Annotated in this window: 19 protein-coding genes and 1 tRNA gene; 15 read left to right on the top strand and 5 right to left on the bottom strand. The window is 56.5% G+C overall.

Annotated elements, in window-relative coordinates; all coding sequences use genetic code 11:
• Positions 1-60 precede the first annotated feature (60 nt).
• Together K8R57_00100 and K8R57_00095 are read left to right on the top strand one after the other, a co-directional pair.
• Positions 61-2,076 carry an ATP-dependent DNA helicase gene (locus tag K8R57_00100; protein MCE9586702.1) on the top strand — a complete coding sequence of 672 codons (2,016 nt, stop codon included), beginning with the start codon at positions 61-63 and terminating at the stop codon, positions 2,074-2,076.
• Between the two features lie 122 nt (positions 2,077-2,198).
• Positions 2,199-3,518, top strand: a complete 1,320-nt coding sequence (locus K8R57_00095) for a hypothetical protein (GenBank protein ID MCE9586701.1) — start codon at positions 2,199-2,201, stop codon at positions 3,516-3,518.
• 73 nt (positions 3,519-3,591) lie between these two features.
• On the opposite strand, the gene K8R57_00090 is transcribed toward K8R57_00095, so the two are convergent.
• Positions 3,592-4,158, bottom strand: coding sequence for a hypothetical protein (locus tag K8R57_00090; protein ID MCE9586700.1), 567 nt, complete (start codon positions 4,156-4,158; stop codon positions 3,592-3,594).
• A complete protein-coding gene (locus tag K8R57_00085) occupies positions 4,155-4,886 on the bottom strand; it encodes a hypothetical protein (protein ID MCE9586699.1) in 732 nt (243 codons plus the stop codon). Before K8R57_00085 ends, K8R57_00090 begins: the two co-directional genes overlap by 4 nt.
• 111 nt (positions 4,887-4,997) lie before the next feature.
• Between K8R57_00085 and K8R57_00080 the strand changes: the two genes are divergently transcribed.
• The 4 genes from K8R57_00080 (at position 4,998) to K8R57_00065 (ending at position 7,985) form a co-directional block, all read left to right on the top strand.
• Positions 4,998-5,663: a tetratricopeptide repeat protein gene (locus K8R57_00080; GenBank protein MCE9586698.1), complete on the top strand. Its 666-nt coding sequence runs from the start codon at positions 4,998-5,000 to the stop codon at positions 5,661-5,663.
• Positions 5,664-5,671: 8 nt separating this feature from the next.
• A complete protein-coding gene (gene rfaD, locus K8R57_00075) occupies positions 5,672-6,661 on the top strand; it encodes an ADP-glyceromanno-heptose 6-epimerase (protein ID MCE9586697.1) in 990 nt (329 codons plus the stop codon).
• 111 nt (positions 6,662-6,772) lie between these two features.
• A complete protein-coding gene (locus K8R57_00070; GenBank protein MCE9586696.1) occupies positions 6,773-7,453 on the top strand; it encodes a hypothetical protein in 681 nt (226 codons plus the stop codon).
• A gap of 118 nt (positions 7,454-7,571) precedes the next feature.
• On the top strand, positions 7,572-7,985 hold the full coding sequence (locus K8R57_00065) for a hypothetical protein (GenBank protein ID MCE9586695.1): 414 nt from the start codon (positions 7,572-7,574) through the stop codon (positions 7,983-7,985).
• Positions 7,986-8,124: 139 nt separating this feature from the next.
• Here the strand turns inward: K8R57_00065 and K8R57_00060 are convergent, their stop codons facing one another.
• Positions 8,125-8,613, bottom strand: coding sequence for a YajQ family cyclic di-GMP-binding protein (locus tag K8R57_00060; GenBank protein ID MCE9586694.1), 489 nt, complete (start codon positions 8,611-8,613; stop codon positions 8,125-8,127).
• Positions 8,614-8,839: 226 nt separating this feature from the next.
• Here K8R57_00060 and K8R57_00055 point away from each other — a divergent pair, with 226 nt between their 5' ends.
• Positions 8,840-9,892 (top strand): 3-deoxy-7-phosphoheptulonate synthase, encoded by a 1,053-nt coding sequence (locus tag K8R57_00055; protein MCE9586693.1) that lies wholly within the window; start codon positions 8,840-8,842, stop codon positions 9,890-9,892.
• Complete coding sequence (locus tag K8R57_00050) at positions 9,843-10,481, top strand: 3'-5' exonuclease (GenBank protein MCE9586692.1); 639 nt, start codon at positions 9,843-9,845, stop codon at positions 10,479-10,481. The genes K8R57_00055 and K8R57_00050 overlap by 50 nt, the downstream gene beginning before the upstream one ends.
• A gap of 96 nt (positions 10,482-10,577) precedes the next feature.
• On the opposite strand, the gene K8R57_00045 is transcribed toward K8R57_00050, so the two are convergent.
• Positions 10,578-10,661 (bottom strand) — tRNA-Leu (locus tag K8R57_00045).
• Between the two features lie 123 nt (positions 10,662-10,784).
• Between K8R57_00045 and rplU the strand changes: the two genes are divergently transcribed.
• The 6 genes from rplU (at position 10,785) to K8R57_00015 (ending at position 14,899) form a co-directional block, all read left to right on the top strand.
• Complete coding sequence (gene rplU / locus K8R57_00040; GenBank protein MCE9586691.1) at positions 10,785-11,099, top strand: 50S ribosomal protein L21; 315 nt, start codon at positions 10,785-10,787, stop codon at positions 11,097-11,099.
• Between the two features lie 47 nt (positions 11,100-11,146).
• Entirely contained in the window at positions 11,147-11,416 is a 270-nt protein-coding gene (rpmA, locus tag K8R57_00035) for a 50S ribosomal protein L27 (GenBank protein MCE9586690.1), read from the top strand.
• Positions 11,417-11,465: 49 nt separating this feature from the next.
• Positions 11,466-12,095 carry a phosphoribosylglycinamide formyltransferase gene (gene purN / locus K8R57_00030; protein MCE9586689.1) on the top strand — a complete coding sequence of 210 codons (630 nt, stop codon included), beginning with the start codon at positions 11,466-11,468 and terminating at the stop codon, positions 12,093-12,095.
• A gap of 160 nt (positions 12,096-12,255) precedes the next feature.
• A complete protein-coding gene (locus K8R57_00025; protein ID MCE9586688.1) occupies positions 12,256-14,268 on the top strand; it encodes a UvrD-helicase domain-containing protein in 2,013 nt (670 codons plus the stop codon).
• Positions 14,269-14,372: 104 nt separating this feature from the next.
• Positions 14,373-14,621 (top strand): type II toxin-antitoxin system prevent-host-death family antitoxin, encoded by a 249-nt coding sequence (locus K8R57_00020; GenBank protein ID MCE9586687.1) that lies wholly within the window; start codon positions 14,373-14,375, stop codon positions 14,619-14,621.
• Entirely contained in the window at positions 14,618-14,899 is a 282-nt protein-coding gene (locus K8R57_00015; GenBank protein MCE9586686.1) for a hypothetical protein, read from the top strand. Before K8R57_00020 ends, K8R57_00015 begins: the two co-directional genes overlap by 4 nt.
• Positions 14,900-15,042: 143 nt before the next feature.
• Here K8R57_00015 and K8R57_00010 read toward each other — a convergent pair whose 3' ends face one another.
• Positions 15,043-15,732 (bottom strand): hypothetical protein, encoded by a 690-nt coding sequence (locus K8R57_00010; GenBank protein MCE9586685.1) that lies wholly within the window; start codon positions 15,730-15,732, stop codon positions 15,043-15,045.
• Between the two features lie 167 nt (positions 15,733-15,899).
• On the opposite strand from K8R57_00010, the gene K8R57_00005 reads away from it, so the two are divergent.
• A complete protein-coding gene (locus tag K8R57_00005; protein MCE9586684.1) occupies positions 15,900-17,069 on the top strand; it encodes an IS4 family transposase in 1,170 nt (389 codons plus the stop codon).
• The last annotated feature ends 13 nt before the right edge of the window (positions 17,070-17,082 follow it).

Here is a 17,082-nt window from a genome sequence, read left to right as displayed (position 1 = left end):
TTCTGAGTCCCTTGCGTCGGATTCTGCAATCGTAAACACCCTGCCATCACGACCGAACCCATGATTTCCATCAATGAAGAGCTTACTCCCGGCGCTCCGCCTGTGACTGGAGGCTTTGCGCGTGAGATTGCGGAACTCTTCGGGCCGAAGGGTTCGCTTGCCTCGATCCGGGGGTTTGAATGGCGTCCCGAGCAGCAGCGCATGGCGGAAGGGGTGGCCGGGGCATTGGCAGATCGCTCCCATTTTGTGGTTGAGGCCGGAACCGGTGTCGGAAAATCCCTCGCCTACTTGATCCCCTCAGTCCTTCATGCCATCAGAACGGGACGGAAGGCCCTGATCAGCACCCATACCATCAACCTTCAGGAACAGCTGCTTTACAAAGATGTCCCCCTAGTGCGAGGACTGATAGGGGAGGAGTTCGAGGCAGTCCTGCTCAAGGGTCGTCAGAACTATGTCTGCCCCACCCGGCTTGCCCGCGCTCTTCGCCATGGCAGCGATCTCTTCACCACCGAGGAGAAGCCGGAGCTGGAACGCATCCGGGAGTGGGCCGCGACGACCTCTGACGGATCGCTCAGTGATCTTCCCTTCGAGCCTGCACAACAACTCTGGGCCCAAGTCTGCAGCGAGCAGCATCTCTGTACACCCAAGACCTGCGGTCGTGACTCCGGATGCTTCTATCAGTCGGCACGCCGCCGTGCCCAGTCGGCACAGGTCCTCGTGCTCAATCACACCCTCTTCTTCACTCTCCTCGGAGACCCCGAGGACGAGGGAATCGGTTATCTCTTTCCTGATGATTTCGTGATCTTTGACGAGGCCCACACTGTCGAGCAGGTAGCCTCACGGCATCTCGGTTTTTCCCTCTCGCAGTACGGTCTGCGGCAGTCGATCCAGCGTCTCTACAACCCGAGGACCCGGAAGGGGCTTCTCCAGCAGGCCAGGCACAACGAGGGGATCAGCACTGCTGCAGATCTGATTCCTGAAATTGACCGATTCTTTGACTCGATCGCTGGAGCCTGCACCTTCCGGCAGGGAAGGGAATGCCGCGTGCGCGGGGATCAGTCGGCCGATCTTATCGAGGCCGTGTCCGGGAGTCCTCTCTCCGAAAGTTTGGCGCGCTTGGCGGATTCCGCCGGCGCAGCCGCCGGGAAGGCAGAGGAGGAGGGGCTGAAGGGGGAACTTTCCGAAGTCGCTTCGAGACTCAGGACATCCAGGGCAGGGCTCGTCGATTTCCTCTCACAGAGCGAGCCGGGCCATGTCTACTGGGTGGAGCGGAACGGTAAGGCTGCCTCCTGGTGCAGTTTGCATGCGGCACCAGTGGCCGTGGCACCGCTCTTGGGACGGCTCCTTTTTCGCGAAGGCAGTACTGCGGTCATGACCAGCGCGACTCTTTCGGTCGGATCTTCCGAACTCGATTATTTCCGGGGTCGTGTCGGCGCGCTGGAGGTGCCTTCGCTGCAACTCGGTTCCCCGTTCGATTACTCAAAGCAGATGAAGCTGCATCTCGTACGCAAGATGCCTGAGCCGAAGGATCCCTCGTACGAGGAATCGCTAGCCACATGGATTAGCCACTTCACGGAGGAGAGTCGCGCACGGGCCTTTGTCCTCTTTACAAGCCACCGGACAATGCAGTCCGTCGCCGCCCGGATGGGAGATTTCTTTGAGAAGAAAGGATGGAATCTCATCGTGCAGGGAGGAGGACTCTCGCGTTCGCGCATGCTGGAAAGCTTTCGCGAGGACGGGGAGAGCGTCCTGTTCGGGACTGATAGCTTCTGGACGGGTGTTGACCTGCCTGGCGAGTCTCTCTCCAGCGTGATCATCACCAGATTGCCGTTCGTGACCCCCGACCATCCCCTCACCGAGGCGAAGTTGGAGGAGATCGAGTCCGCGGGGGGCGATCCCTTTCAGACCTATTCATTGCCCGAGGCGATCCTGAAACTGCGGCAGGGAGTCGGAAGGCTCATCCGTAGCTCTAAGGATCGAGGCTCCATCGTGATCCTAGACAGCCGCATTCTTTCGCGTCCCTACGGCAAGGCCTTCCTCAAGGCTCTGCCAGAGTGCCCGGTGGAGATAGCGTGATCGGGATCGTAAGACCCCGAAGGCTGTTAGCCTTTTAGGCTGTAGGCTGTTAGGTAAAAAATCGACGCCTTGTGCTAGTAGCATATCTTCCTCATCGTGCTGACAAGTTCGTTGATCGCCCGATGAAAGCCCTGCGCCATTACTACTCCTTCTATCTCCGCAGTTGGTGGCTGGCTCCGGTGATGCCGCTGCTGTCGCTCTCGATGGGCCTCACCTGCACATTCTTTGAACCAAGGCGCCTTTCTTTGATCACGAACGCATTTGCCGTTCTCTTCCTGCTCGGCCTCCTCGGACTCCTTGGAAGCACACTGTGGAACCTGTTCAAAAAACAGTGGCTACGGGGGATCCTTCATTTCCTGACGATCCCGGTCGGCCTGGCCCTAGCGATCGTCGGCTCATTCATCCTTATGTTCGCGGATAAGGACGACTTCGCGGGCAATCTGACCATCCCGACCAACATCGAGGTTGCGCTTCCTCTCTCCGAGCGTCCCCATGAGCCGGGAAGCGCGATTGATCTCTTCCAAAAAAGTCTCCTCGAATCCCTCTCTCAACAGCCAAGCGAGGACCCGACCATCACGGCCCGACTTCCGTCGCTTATCGATCTGGCCACCAATCACCCGGATCTCCTGAAACGCTATCTCGCCTCCAGTCCCAGCTGGCGAGTCTTCCAGGAACATGGCAAACGCTTCGCCACCCGACGTTGGGCCGTCGGTCCCGACTGGGGATGGGAACTCCATGGCTACTACACCCGGAATGTCATCGACATGTTTGAGAAATCGGGGATCCCCTACTTCCAGACACGCCTGACCCTCGGCCTCGACAAGCAACCCTGGTGGAGAGGTGACAAAAACACCACCCTCCTGAAGGAGGGGGAGAGCGCTTTGGCCCTCGTCTCCTCGGGGAACGGAACCGACAATAGCCACACCATTATATCGACAGCGCCCTTGGCCATCGAGGTCTTTGAAGAGTCGGCCGGGACAGAGCGTCGTCTCACCAAAGCCTCCCTTGCTTTTCTCGAGAAGGAAATCGCCCCGCTGGCGGCCGATCCCAGTGAAAAGACCATGAGATCCATTCTGCCTCCCGGAGCCATCACGCGGGGTTCCCCGTCACTCGATCTTCGTAACGGCATGCAACCGGGCATCTACGAATCCCTCATCCGCGTGAACCCCGGTGAACCCGGAAGAATCTACCTCAAGGCCTTTGAGGTGACCAAAGGGACGCCTCTCTCAGAGACCAAACTCAAGGAGCGAAGCAACGAATGGGTCGGATGGTCGTCAGATCCCAACGAACTCTTCCTCTCCAACACCCACTTCACGATCTATGAGGGGGACTGGGGGAAACCTTACGCCGCACGGTTTGAGGTCTGGTTCGAACCCGACTCGGGTGCCACGGAGCGAAAGCTCCTCGGAAAAGTTTACAAAATTGAAGGCTGGGAGAGGTAGAGGTAGGGGGAAGCCCCCGAGGGTGCTAGGTTATAACAGTCTAATAGTCTTCAGCCTAATAGCCCTTTCCCCATCACGGCGTCTTGTAGTGGAGGGAGACTAGGCGCAGGGATTTATCCCTCTCCTCGACGCTATAGTAGTTCAGCTCAAGGTTCACCGTCGGCTGACTCCATTGATAGATAATCAGTGTGTAGGTGGTTTCCTTCGGAATATTGTCCCCTGGGGGATGTTCCTTTACCTTGTTCACCAGAAGAGTGCCGGGGCCGTAGCGTTCGTCAATGCGGCGTCTGGTGCGATCGAAGAAGTCGACCGTCTTCTCGGCATCCCAGGAGGGGTCGTCATAGTGAAGCTCTATCTCGATAAGGGAGCCATCCTTGAAGTTGAAGAGCGACTTTTTCAGCAACTTGTCGCCAATGCTCAGGCCATCGGCTTCCAGAACGACTTTGCCGATCGATTTCTCGGTGCAGGAGGTTTCATGGGCCTTCACCGCATTGATCATCTCGCGGACCTTGTCGATGCTGTCCCCCCACGTTAACGAGTAGGGGATTTTGATTTCCTTGAGCGTCTGTTGCTGAGCAACGGCGACTCCTCCCGCCATCGGCAGGGCTATCAGCGTGAGCATGATCCGGAGTGCGTTCATGGGACGGATTCTCCAGCAGGCGGCGACGAATGGAAAGCATCCGGAGAGACTTCCAGCTTTCCTGCGGAGAGGGGAACCAGTCGGTCCAGTCCTATGATCTCATAGGTAGTTATTCCCCTGAGATCCTCGACCATGAGGCGGGCGCTTCCCTCCTTCATGCTATGGGCAAGGCGGACGCTTTGATGAAAATCCTCGTTTCCAAGTGGGAGCAGGGGAACCGAAAGGATGGGAAGGCCCTCCACAGCAAGGATGCAGGTGTTTTTTCTAAGGCTTGCTCTGACTGAAAGAGGAGGGCTTTTTTCCAGCAACGCGTCTCTGGCCGCGCGAACAGTGATCGCGTTTTTGATCAAAGGCATGTGTGAAAGCGCAAGGGGCTCTTCAGGCGGCATTAGACCATTGCGGCGTTCCGAGAACGGCAGGCTGGAGACAGTTAGGGGGCCGTGAACTAAGCCCTTCGCGATATAGTTTCCTGCTGGCACCGGTCTCCCCTGATCATCTTTTTGATCCCAGGTCATGATGAGGCCGTTGAGCCCGGCGGGAATCGATTCCACAGGTGCATCGCTATAGAGGAGCCGTAGGAGGGCCCCCTCTTCGGAGAAGATCCCGAGCGTTACCGGTCCCTCCAGCTCCGGAAGTGCCACGGCGAATGATTGGTCGCCCCTTGCGTTAAGGCCAAGGCCGGAGATCAGGCAGAAAAAAAGGATCAGAACCGCGGCTTGGAAAATCACCCGGCGAAACCAGCCTTTTGCAAACTGGGGTTCTTTAGTTTCTCCAAGATCTTGTTGCCATATTGGACGTGCTATCTCCATGCTTCTCAATCGTTGAACATGAGCAGGTCGATGCCCAAGACTTTTCGGTTTTTGTCCGCTGGAATCGCAGTGCTTTTGTTCCTATGCCTTTCGGCATCCAGGGCGCTGGCGGTTCAGGTTTCGGGTTTGGATGCCGATGCCTCCATCCGAGCCTCCTCGGTCGCCTTGGAGAAGAAGGATTATAAGAAAGCCCTTTCCGATCTCGGGCCAGCGCTTCAATTGCGTCCCGAAGACCCGACTGTCTTGAATCTGAAGGGTGCGATTCTCACCAAGACCAAGGATTACGCTGGAGCCCAACTCTGCTATGAGGGGGCTCTGAAGGCATCACCCGGTTTCTTTCCTGCCCGGTACAACATCGGCGCCTTACTGTCACTCCAGCAGGAGTGGGATCCTGCGATTGCCTATTTCCGGAACCTTCTGATCGAACAACCCAACAACGAGCTGGTGGAGTACAAACTCCTTCTTCTCTTACTGATTCAGGGTTCTGATCCAGCACTGGAAAGGCGGCTTTTCGACTCGCCAATCCCAAGCAACACCCCCGCTTGGTACTTTGCCTTGGCGGCACGCTCCTATAAGGCGGGCGATTCTGACAAGGCCTCCCGACTCATCGATGTAGCCAAGAGCGTCTACGGGGATAAGACACAGATCTTTCAGGAGGAGCTCGATGAGAGTGGCCTCGCCACAGCAAAAAAATAGCCTATCCCATGTCCCCATCCATCCTTGTCACCGGCGGCGCAGGCCTAATCGGCAGCGCCCTCATCCATGCCCTGAACCAGCGCGGCCGAGAGGACATCCTCGTGACCGATGTGCTGGGCAAGGATGCGAAGTGGAAAAATCTCTCCCCGCTCCGATTCGACGACTACATGCAGGCCGATGCCTTCCTCGACCGGCTTGAGTGCGAGCCGGAGAGCCTCGACTCCATCCGCACCATCTTCCATCTCGGCGCCTGCTCGGCCACCACCGAGACCGATGCCGGCTATCTGATGGAGAATAACTTCGGCTACACCAAGCGCCTCGCCCAGTGGTCGCTGCAGCGCGGCATCCGCTTCGTCTACGCCAGCTCCGCCGCCACCTACGGCGACGGGACGCGCGGCATGGACGACGGGACGGATCAGCTCGAGTCATTCCGCCCGCTCAATGCCTACGGCTACTCAAAGCACCTCTTCGATCTGCATGCGAAGCACAACGGATGGCTCGACCGGATGGTCGGCATCAAATACTTCAACGTCTTTGGGCCGAACGAAGGGCACAAGGGAGAGATGCGCAGCCTCGTCTCCAAGGCTTACGAGCAGATCCTCGAGACCGGCAAGGTCCGCCTCTTCAAGAGCCACCGCCCCGACTATCGCGATGGAGAGCAGGTACGCGACTTCGTCTATGTGAAGGATGCGGTCGCCATGACCCTCCACCTCGCCGACACACCCTCGGCCAACGGCCTCTTCAATATCGGCACCGGCACCCCCCGTAGCTGGATCGATCTCGCGACGGCTCTCTTCAAAGCGCTCGATCGCAAGCCCGAGATCGAATTCATCGACATGCCGGATCACATCCGGAACCAGTACCAGTACCACACCTGCGCCGATGTCAGTCGCCTCCGCGCCACTGGCTGGACGACTCCCTCTACCACGCTTGAGGAATCCGTGGGCGACTACGTCCGCAACTACCTAGTCCCCGGAAAGCACCTCGGGGATGCATAGGGGTTTAGGCTGAAGACTGTTAGGCTGTTAGGGGCTTAGAGCAATAGAATGACATGGTGTTCTAAAATACGTTAGGCACACAAGGTCACTATAAAAGAGCGTTAATCACCTATGAAATCTTCCATCACATTTGGAGTCGGATTGGTCAGCGGTGCGATCATTACATCGTCATTGCTAGTTTCATGGCCGCGCGATCAGCCGGCAAACGAAGCCGAGATTGCGACTCTGCGGGCTGATCTATCGCATGCTCAAAAAGCTGCTCAGCATGACCGAGAAGCACTTCGTTCTGCGTTGCAAGAGCGCAAAGTGCTTCGCGATGTCTCGCCGTCCAAGCCAGCATCTCCGATCGCGGCACCTGAGGCTTCGACAGTTGTCTCAGGCAATTCTACGATTGCGGCTTACCTCGGAGCGCCAGTGTCGGCACCTGTAGGCCTTGATCATATGTATTCTCCAGAAGAGATTTCGGCCGTCTTTTGCGATCTCGCCGAGACGCTCGGTATCAAAGTCGACAAGTTGGAAGTCGATACGACGGAGTTTCCATTTGTCATTCATGGACGTGTGAAAAGCACTGCCGGTGGATCCTTTCTCGAAAAAATCAATTCCGAGTGGACGATACCCGGCTATACTTACGGCGGAAGCGTTACTGGTAGCACAACAGACGGGTCGACTTACTTTGCGCTGAATATAACACCGAGTAGCGCTTATCCTCCTGGACAAGCTGAAGTGATTGGAAGGCGACTGATGATCCGATTGCAGATGGTGGCTGCTTCGCAGAAACAGCAGCCAAGATGATAAGACAAAAAAACGTCCAACCAGGCGCTAGACACAAGATACATGCCTATCACGCGTCGTGCTGTGCACGTCCCGTGCCAAGCATGCATCCGCCTGACCTCCGACGTTCGATCCAGTCATGAACACATCAGAAGACTCTAGGCGGCGCCTCCGGACGTTCGGTATGATCTGGATCGCTCTTGCGCCCGTTGTGTTTGTCATGGCTGGGATATCGTCGGTACATTCCCAATCGACCTATCGCGTTCAGCTCGCCGTCTTCTCGGCGGTGGCCCTTGCGGGCATCGTCGTTGGGATCGGCGGAATATTTCACCGCATGTGGGCAGCTTCTGGGATGCTGGTTCTGTCGTGGCTTGGCGCGATCTACTTCCTTGGTTCAGCACTCCTTATTTTACTCTGGCCGGCTATTCCAGGAGTCAAAGCCGTGTTCCATCCTGTCATGCTGTTGGCATCGTTCGGGATCGCACCGTTTGGCGTGCCATTCATCTTGATGGCTCGATCGTTGAGGGCGGTCATCAAGAATGAATCGGTCTAACCAACTTTAACCAACCTTTAACGTTAGGCCTTTTGGATTCGGAGGTTTTGTGGAATCGGCTAGGCGGACAAGAGTTGCCGCAGCATCTCCCCTCCGCGTCTTTGCGTCTTTGCGCGAGAACGGCTGGCTCTTAAGTCGCTTAGTCTCTGAAGTTCTTGAAGCTTAGCGACACCCCGAAGTCCTTGCCCTTCAGGAAGGTGATGACCTCCTGAAGTTCGTCCCGCTTGGTTCCCGTGACGCGGACCTGCCGGTCCTGTAGGGAGGCCTGCACCTTGAATTTCTCGGCCTTGATGGCCGTAGTGATCTCCTTTGCCTTGGTGCCCTCAAGCCCCTGGGTGATCACGAACTCCTGGCGGGTGTTGCCAATCGAGGAGACATCGGGGTCCTTCTGTTCGACATTACGGAGATCGACGCCCCGTTTTGCGAGCTTTCCCACCATGATTTCGCGGACCCCTTTGAGCTTATTGCCATCCTCGGCGGAGAGCGTGATGAGTTCCGGCTTGGTCAGTTCGATCTTTACGTTGCTCCCCTTGAAGTCGAACCGGGTGGCCAGCTCCTTCACCGCCTGATTGACGGCATTCTCGATCTCCATCCGCTCGATTTCTGAAACAATGTCAAAGGAAGGCATGAAGAAAGGATGAAGGTTTAAGTTGAAAAGTTAAAAGGTAAAAAGTGGGAAAGTTGGAGCAGGTGGAGCCGTCCCTTCGCGCCGGAGCCTTATTACTTTTCACTTTCCAACTTTTGACCAAGGAGGTGAAGCCTCCTTTTGCGAGTTGCAATCCATCTCTTCTGCAGGAATCTTATCCAGCCTGCCTAAGCCACCAAAGAGGCGGAATAGAGACTTTAGCGCGACTATGACCACGACAGACACTTCCGATAAGCCCCGCACCGAAAATACCCGTGTGTGCGGTGTGACGCGTCTTGTTTCTCCCCGCGAGATCAAGGAGAGGCTTCCTGCCAGTGCTGAAGTCCTTGCCAAGGTGACTGAATACCGTGAGACCTGCCGCCGTATCCTGCGTGGCGAGGATCCCCGCCTTCTGGTCATCGTCGGTCCCTGCTCGATCCATGATCCCGTCTCCGCACTCGACTACGCGCGCCGACTTGCGGAACTAGCCAAAGAGGTTGAAGGCAAGCTCTTCCTCGTGATGCGCGTCTACTTCGAGAAGCCCCGCACGACTGTCGGATGGAAGGGGCTTATCAATGATCCTTACCTGAACGACTCCGGCGATATGCAGCACGGCATCAAAGTGGCCCGCCAACTCCTGCTTGATGTCGCGGCTCTTGGCCTGCCCGCAGCCACCGAGGTGCTCGATCCGATTATGCCCCAGTACATCGCGGACCTGATCAGCTGGTCGGCTATCGGGGCGCGAACTACGGAGTCCCAGACACATCGCGAGATGGCCAGCGGCCTCTCGATGCCGGTCGGCTTCAAGAATGGCACGGACGGCAGTATCCAGACGGCAATCGATGCCATGCGCTCCTCGCGCAGCGCCCACAGTTTTCTCGGTATTGACCAGGAGGGCATGACCAGCATCATCAAGACGGCAGGCAATCCCGACGGTCACCTTGTGCTCCGTGGCGGACGCGACGGGGTGAACTACCATCCCCATCAGACCGCTGATGCTGCCGCCAAGCTCAAGGCCGCCGGAGTGCCGACGGCCATCATGATCGATTGCAGTCATGCCAACAGCGGCAAGGATCCGGCGCGTCAGCCCGAGGTCTGGAACAGCATCCTGGATCAGCGTGGCGGAGGTCGTGGCGACATTGTCGGAGCGATGCTGGAGAGCCATATCGAGCATGGAGCCCAGTCGCTGGAGGGTGATCCCTCCAAGCTTCGCTATGGCGTCTCGATCACGGATGCCTGCCTTGACTGGGAGTCGACGGCGGAGCTGCTCCGCAAAGCGTAACTTCTTCTTTCCCGTGGCACTGACCGTCAGGGAGCTTTCCTTTGCGGCGCTTGATTTTGAATCTGCTGGTGAGCGCGCGAACGAAGCCGGAGTTCCCGTTCAGATCGGCATTGCCTGGATGCACGATCTCGCCGTATCGCAAGAATCCTTTTATCGGAGTTATCTCAAGGCCTTACGCCCCGTGACTTGGAGCGCTCAACTGATCCACGGAATCAGCGATGAGGATCTGCGGAATGCTCCCGAACTCCTTTCCCTCTGGCCTGAGCTGAAGCAGCGCCTTGGAGGACGCTGGATGGTCGCCCATGGAGTCGGAACGGAAAAGCGTTACCTGCGGGCCTTTCCCATGCATGGATTCGGTCCTTGGATCGATACGCTGACGCTGAGTCGTAAGATTCTGCCAGGGCGTTCCTCCTATGCGCTCTCCGATCTGGTAGGCGAACTCTCACTGGAGGTGGATGCACGTTCTCTGCTTCCTGATTTCCGATGGCATGAGGCGCTCTCGGATGCCTTGGCCTCGCTGCTTCTACTCAGGAAACTGATCGAACTGAGCGGAATCGCCGATCATCCAGCGGAGACTCTATTGGCGTGAAGGTAAAAAGTAGGAAGGTCTAAGGTCGGTAGACCGACAAGGTACTTTTATACCTTTTACCTTTCACTTTCCCCCTCTCCAGCCAACGGCTGGAGATGGTGCTCGGGGAGGGACTCGAACCCTCATGCCTTTCGGCATGCGCCCCTTAAACGCACGTGTCTGCCATTTCACCACCCGAGCATTAGATGGGTTGGGCATCATACGGGGAGATGACATTCGGGCAAGAGGGAAAATAAACAAAAATGTTGTTGTCTCCCGAACTCTTCCGTGGCATCATCTCACTCCTTTTCCAAAGATTTTCCCATGTCCTACGCAATCATCCAAACCGGCGGCAAGCAGTACCGCGTCTCCGAAGGAGACGTCCTGAGTGTCGAGAAGCTCGCTGTCGAAACCGGCAAAGAGACCACTTTCAGCGATGTCCTCCTCGTCGTGAACGGCGACAAGGTCACCCTTGGCACACCGCACGTATCGGGAGCCACGGTTCAGGCCGAGGTCGTCGATCAGTACAAGGATGAGAAGGTGATAGCCTTCAAGTTCAAGCGCCGCAAAGGTTATCACCGCACCGTCGGCCATCGCCGTCAGCTCACCGAGCTGAAGATCACCAAGATCTCCGCCTAATCTTCGTCACTTTTTTACCAAACCTTTAATCCAACCCACCTACTGCCATGGCACATAAAAAAGGACAGGGAAGCGTCAAGAATGGACGCGATAGCGAAAGCAAACGCCTCGGTGTGAAGAAATTCGGCGATCAGACCGTGATCGCCGGGAATATCATCATCCGCCAGCGTGGAACCAAATTCCTTCCCGGCCGTAATGTCGGTCTTGGACGTGACTACACGATCTGGTCTCTTATCGAGGGCAAGGTACGATTCGATCAGGCCGGTCGCCGAGTGAACGTCGATCCCGTTGTTTCGGCAGAGGCTTCCGCCAAGTAAGGCACTCTTTTCTTCCCATCAAGAAGGGATGAACACCCCCGGCGCTCACATGCCGGGGGTTTCTGTTTTATCCGCCTCCCGGGAATCGCCCATGCTCCGTTTCGGGGTTCTGGGATCGGGAAAAGGATCCAACTTCAGGGCCCTAGCGGAGGCGTTTCAGTCTGGAACCTTGGGCGCTCAACCAGCGCTCGTCCTCTCCGATGTCGAGCATGCGGGCATTCTGGATCTGGCCCGGGAGTTTGAAACCCCCTGTCGCTTTGTCTCACCGGGTCCCTTCCGGACCAAGATGTCACCCGAAGCCGAAGCAGAAATCATCCGCCTGCTCCGGGAGGCCAAGGTCGATTTCGTCGTGCTGGCGGGATTCATGCGAGTCATCAAGGAACCCCTTCTGCATGCCTTCCCCGGCCGCATCCTGAATATCCATCCATCGCTCCTGCCTGACTTCCGCGGACTGGAGGCCTGGCGTCAGGCCGTCGAGGCAGGCGTGCCTGAGGCCGGTTGCACCGTCCATCTGGTCGATGCCGGAGTCGATACGGGTAAGATTCTCGGCCAGAGCCGCGTTCCCGTTCTTCCTGCCGATACCGCCGAGTCGCTCCATACCCGGATCCAGGTCGCTGAGCACGAGCTCTATCCGAGGATTGTCCGGAAATTCGCAGCCCATTTGCAGGCAGAAGAATAAAGTCTCCCGCAGCCGTAACGGATGCGTAGCAACGGCCGGGCAAGCAAGTGCAGAGGCGCGGAGAAAAGAAGCAAAGTTTTTGCCCTCCTTGAGTGGAGATTTCCTATTAGAGTTTGCATCTCCCCATCACCTATTCCCGATATCCCATACCCAATTTTCCGTGTCCGGCTTCCGACTCTTTGATCTCAATCCCGAGCAGTACCGCGCTGCCACCCATCCCGAGGGGCCAATGCTTATCCTTGCGGGGGCTGGCACCGGGAAGACCCGCGTCCTGACGGCCCGCATCGCCTGGCTTGTGGCGCAGGGAGTCGACCCCTCTTCGATCCTCGCGGTGACCTTCACCAACAAGGCCGCCAAGGAGATGCGCGAGCGTGTCGGTAATGCCGTGAAATCGGATCAGGCCAAGCTTATCACGCTCTCGACGTTCCATGCTCTCTGCGTGCGACTCCTCCGTAAGCATGCCCACTTCCTGGGCTACAAGGAGAACTTCAGCATCTTCGACGAGTCCGATCAGATCGGCCTGGTGAAGAAGATCGCGGCCCGTATCCATGACAAGGAGAGCCCTCTCGATCCCAATCTCGCACGCAACATCATCAGCAAGGCCAAGAACCTCGGCATCAGTGAACCCGAGACGACCGACACGGCGCTCGGCAGCCTCTTCTCGAAGTACCAGAACGAGCTCCGCTCCCTCAACGCGATGGACTTCGACGATCTCCTGCTCCAGGCCCGCACGCTGCTGCGCGATCATCCCGAGGCCCGCGAGGAATGGCGTGCCCGGTACACGCACATCCTGGTCGACGAGTTCCAGGACACGAACAAGCTCCAGCTCGAGCTGGTCAGCCTCCTGACCGCCGATCAACGTCCCAATATCTGTGTGGTGGGCGACGACGACCAGAGCATCTACGGATGGCGTGGGGCCGAGGCAGCAAACTTGCTGGAGTTTGAGCGTCATTTTCCCGATCCCGAAGTCATCAAGCTCGAGCAGAACTACCGCAGCACCGACGTCATCCTCTCCGTGGCGAACCGCCTCATCAAAAACAACTCCCGCCGCCGCGGCAAAAACCTCTGGAGCGATCGGAAGGAGGGCGAGTCCGTCCGCATCCTCTCGGCTATGGATGACAAGACCGAGGCCGAGTTCATTGCCGACGAGATCCAGGCTTCCGGACCCCTGAGCTCTAAAGCGCTTCCCTGGACCTCCTTTGCCATCCTCTACCGGATGAATGCCCAGTCGCGTCAGTTCGAGGAGATGCTCCGCGAGCGGCGCATTCCCTACCGCGTCGTGGGAGGGAAGAGTTTCTTCGACCGCCGCGAGGTGAAGGATGTCGTCGCCTATCTGGGAGCGCTGCTGAATTCCGATGACGACAATGCCCTGCTCCGTGTCCTGGCCAATCCCCCGCGCGGGATCGGCAGCGCGACGCTTCAGCTGGCCAACGAAGCCGGCGCCAAGAACGGAAAGAGCCTCCTGGCGATCCTGAATGATCCGGAGCATCTCGACGTCAGTTCTTCCAAGACACGTGGAGCCATCCAGCGCTTTACCGAAGACTGGGGCGCCTATCGCATCCAGCTTCAGACTCCCGGTGCCGACCCCGCCGCCATCCTGCGTGCGATCTTGGAAGAGTGCGGCTACTTCGAGGATCTCAAGAAGAGCTGCAAGACCGAGCAGGAGGCCGACAGCCGTCAGGAGAATGTTCGGGAACTGCTCAATGCCCTTACAGGCTATTGCCAGCGCCATCCCCGTGACGGTGCCCGCGGCTTCCTCGACGGCTTAGTTCTGGAGCAGGAACGCGAGGAGGAGAAGGCCGAGGAGAGGGATGGCGTCACCCTCATCACCCTCCATGCCGCTAAGGGACTCGAGTATCCCGAGGTCTGGCTTGTCGGTGCCGAGGATGGACTCCTACCCCACGAGCGCTCCAAGACAGAGGGAACCGTCGAAGAGGAGCGCCGACTACTCTATGTCGGCATCACCCGCGCCCGTCACCGCCTGACTATCACCCACTGCGCTACCCGAAGGAAATTCGGCAGCGTCATGTCCTGCACTCCCAGCCCCTTCCTCCTGGAGCTGGCCGGCGAGGGGGTGGAGTCGGGAAGTATGGAGGAGATTTTATCAGCCCCGATGTCGGACGAAGAGGTTACTGACGGCTTCGCCCAAATGCGCGCGATGTTGAATTCGTAAAACTGTTAGGGCACAGGGATGAAGGGGATAAAAGGGATGGAAAGCGGTGAACCATGATGGTCTGGCGGTCTTGCTTTTTTTCAAAAAAAGGATGACTTTTGGGTATGGCCGACACTTACACAATCAAGACCGCGCAGCAGCGCTTCTCCTCTGTGGTCCAGGAGGCTGAGGATCATCCCATCACGATTACCCGTCAGGGTCGCGCGGTGGCCGTGATGATGTCGATCGACCGGATGGAGGCGATCGCCGAGACGATGGAGATCCTCGCCGACCCCAAAGCCATGTCCGCTCTTCGTAGGCACCGTGAGGGCAAGTCCACCTACCATCCGGTCTCCGCCCTCGACGCCCTGTGATCGGCGTCCGCGTCACCGACGAGGTGATGGAGTATCTGAGAAAGCTTCCTCCCCAGCCCCGTCACGCCCTGCGTTGCGCTATTAAGGGACTTGCCAAGGAGCAGGGTGACATCAAGACGCTCGCCGAGGAACTGGAGGGATTCCATCGACTCCGCATCGGCTATCACCGGGTGATCTTCGAATACGAAACGATTCGCGGTAAACAGACGATCACCTGTGTCTTTGCCGCCCCGCGCCGGTGGATATACGAAGTGTTTCAATCTCGCCTAAGAGAGTAGAGGAAGGCTAGCGATCTTGGCGGATAGCGTCGTTGGTCCGTGCTCGCAGTATAATTTATACAGCTTCGCTTAACGGCATAGCTCTCCATCCAAGCTTGCGAGCCTTGCGGGTTGGTCCTTAATAAGAATTTGAGTTCAAAAACTCAACTTTTCCTCCACAAGAAAAGTATAATTCCGGCAATTCCTAGCAGCGACCAAAGTAGATATTGGCCATATTTTTCGAGAAGGCTTGGAGGTGGCAGAGTAGGAGTAGGATTAGGATTAGGATTAGGATTAGGATTAGGATTAGGATTTCTTTCGGCAAGAAGCGTAGCTAAGATAGCCTCTTTTATAGGCAGTTCTGATTTCTTCTTTTCAAGTGCTTCTTTTAGATAAACAAGGCCGCCCTGACTTGGTCCAGATGATCTAATCAGTTTTGATCCCATAGGGTATCCTCGATCATCTTTTATTTGAGCTATTTTATATGATTCTTGATTGTCTTCCTCTGATATTTCTTTCTCAAGGGTAGCAATTCTTTTTTTAATAAATTCACAGTTGTAAGTTGCAATCTTTATTTTCTCATCAAGAAGTTGGTTTTTCAGAATAGTCGCAACAAATGAACTATCCGGATTATGGGATGCGGGGGGGTGGCTATCCCGAGTATGGGATGTGGGGTGGTGGTTTTCTTGTGAACGCTTTACATCTTCAGCGTGACTTTTTTCTAAGAATTCTTTTTCGGCGTCGGGACTGTATTGGTATTTTTCTTGTAGCCCGGGAGTGAGATTCTTGAACTTCAATTTAGCAACACCATCGGGATAACAGATAACAAGTCCATCAGGCTCTACACGCTTCAATGTGGCATCGGCATAATGCTTTCCATCCAGAGTTGTGAATTCCTCTCACTAGTGTCCGGTTGAGAGGGTGATTGGTTTTTGTTGATACTTCAAGATGAGTGAGTTGCGATCCAAAATGGATGTGAGGGATTTGAACTTGGAGAGTCGTTTGGTGACGATCTGTGGCAATGAACACCGGCCGCTACATCCTTTCCCAAGTCCTCGATCTGGTCCACTGGCAGACTCTCTCCCGTTTGGTCCAACGCTACGACGCGGAGAGCAAAGTTCGGCATTTCGGTTACCGACAGCAGTTGATCTGTATGGCTTTTGCGCAACTGACCTGGAGGGAAGGACTGCGCGATATCGCCACCTGTCTCAACGCCCGAAGCGAAGCCCTCTACCATCTTGGTTTTCGAGAGAGAGTTGCCAAGTCCACCTTGGCCGATGCCAACGAGCAGAGGGACTGGAGACTCTGGGAAGATCTCGCCAAAGGGCTCATGCGCAAGGCACGTGTCCTCTACGCCGGAGAGGATCTTGGATTGGAACTGGAGAACACGGTTTACGCTCTGGATTCCACCACGATCGATCTCTCGCTGAGTCTCTTCCCATGGGCCGATTTTCGAAGCACCAAAGCTGGGATCAAGATGCATACCCAGCTCGATCTGAGAGGCCCTATCCCGACATGCATCCACATCTCCGGAGCCCGCAAGGCCGATGTTCACTGGCTCGACGACCTGCTCTTCGAAGCGGGAGCCTTCTATGTGATGGATCGCGCCTACATGGACTTTGCTCGACTTGCTCGTATCGTTTTGGCAGGCGCCTTCTTCGTCACGAGGGCCAAGAGCAATCTTCGCTTCACCCGTCATCGATCGCTCCCTCGGGATTGCTTGGAGGGTGTTCTCAGCGATCAAATTGGATCTCCATCGCTTCCCAAAGCAGCGGCCGACTTCCCATATCCTCTGCGCAGGGTGCGCTACTTCGACAAGGAGACCGCCAAGCATCTTGTCTTCCTCACCAACAACCTGGAGATCCCCGCTCTCACCGTGGCCAAGCTCTACAAGTCGCGATGGCAGATCGAACTCTTCTTCAAGTGGATCAAAGGCCACCTGCGCATCAAACACTACTTCGGTACGAGCCCCAATGCGGTGAAGAGCCAGATCTGGATTGCGGTCGCCGTTTACTTGATGGTGGCCATCCTCCACAAGCAGCTCCAACTCCCTGGCAGACTCCACAGAACCTTCCAGCTTTTGAGCATTCATCCTTTTGAGAAAGTTCCTATCCATGAGCTACTTACAGAAACCGACTTCAAATCTTACATGCCTCACAAAAATAACCAATTGATGCTGTGGGACTTATAACCGGACGCTTGTG

The organism is Verrucomicrobiota bacterium (assembly GCA_021413925.1).
Lineage (GTDB): Bacteria > Verrucomicrobiota > Verrucomicrobiia > Chthoniobacterales > UBA6821 > UBA6821.
Note: the sequence above shows the minus strand (reverse complement) of the source record. Positions and strands in the feature narration are given on the sequence as shown.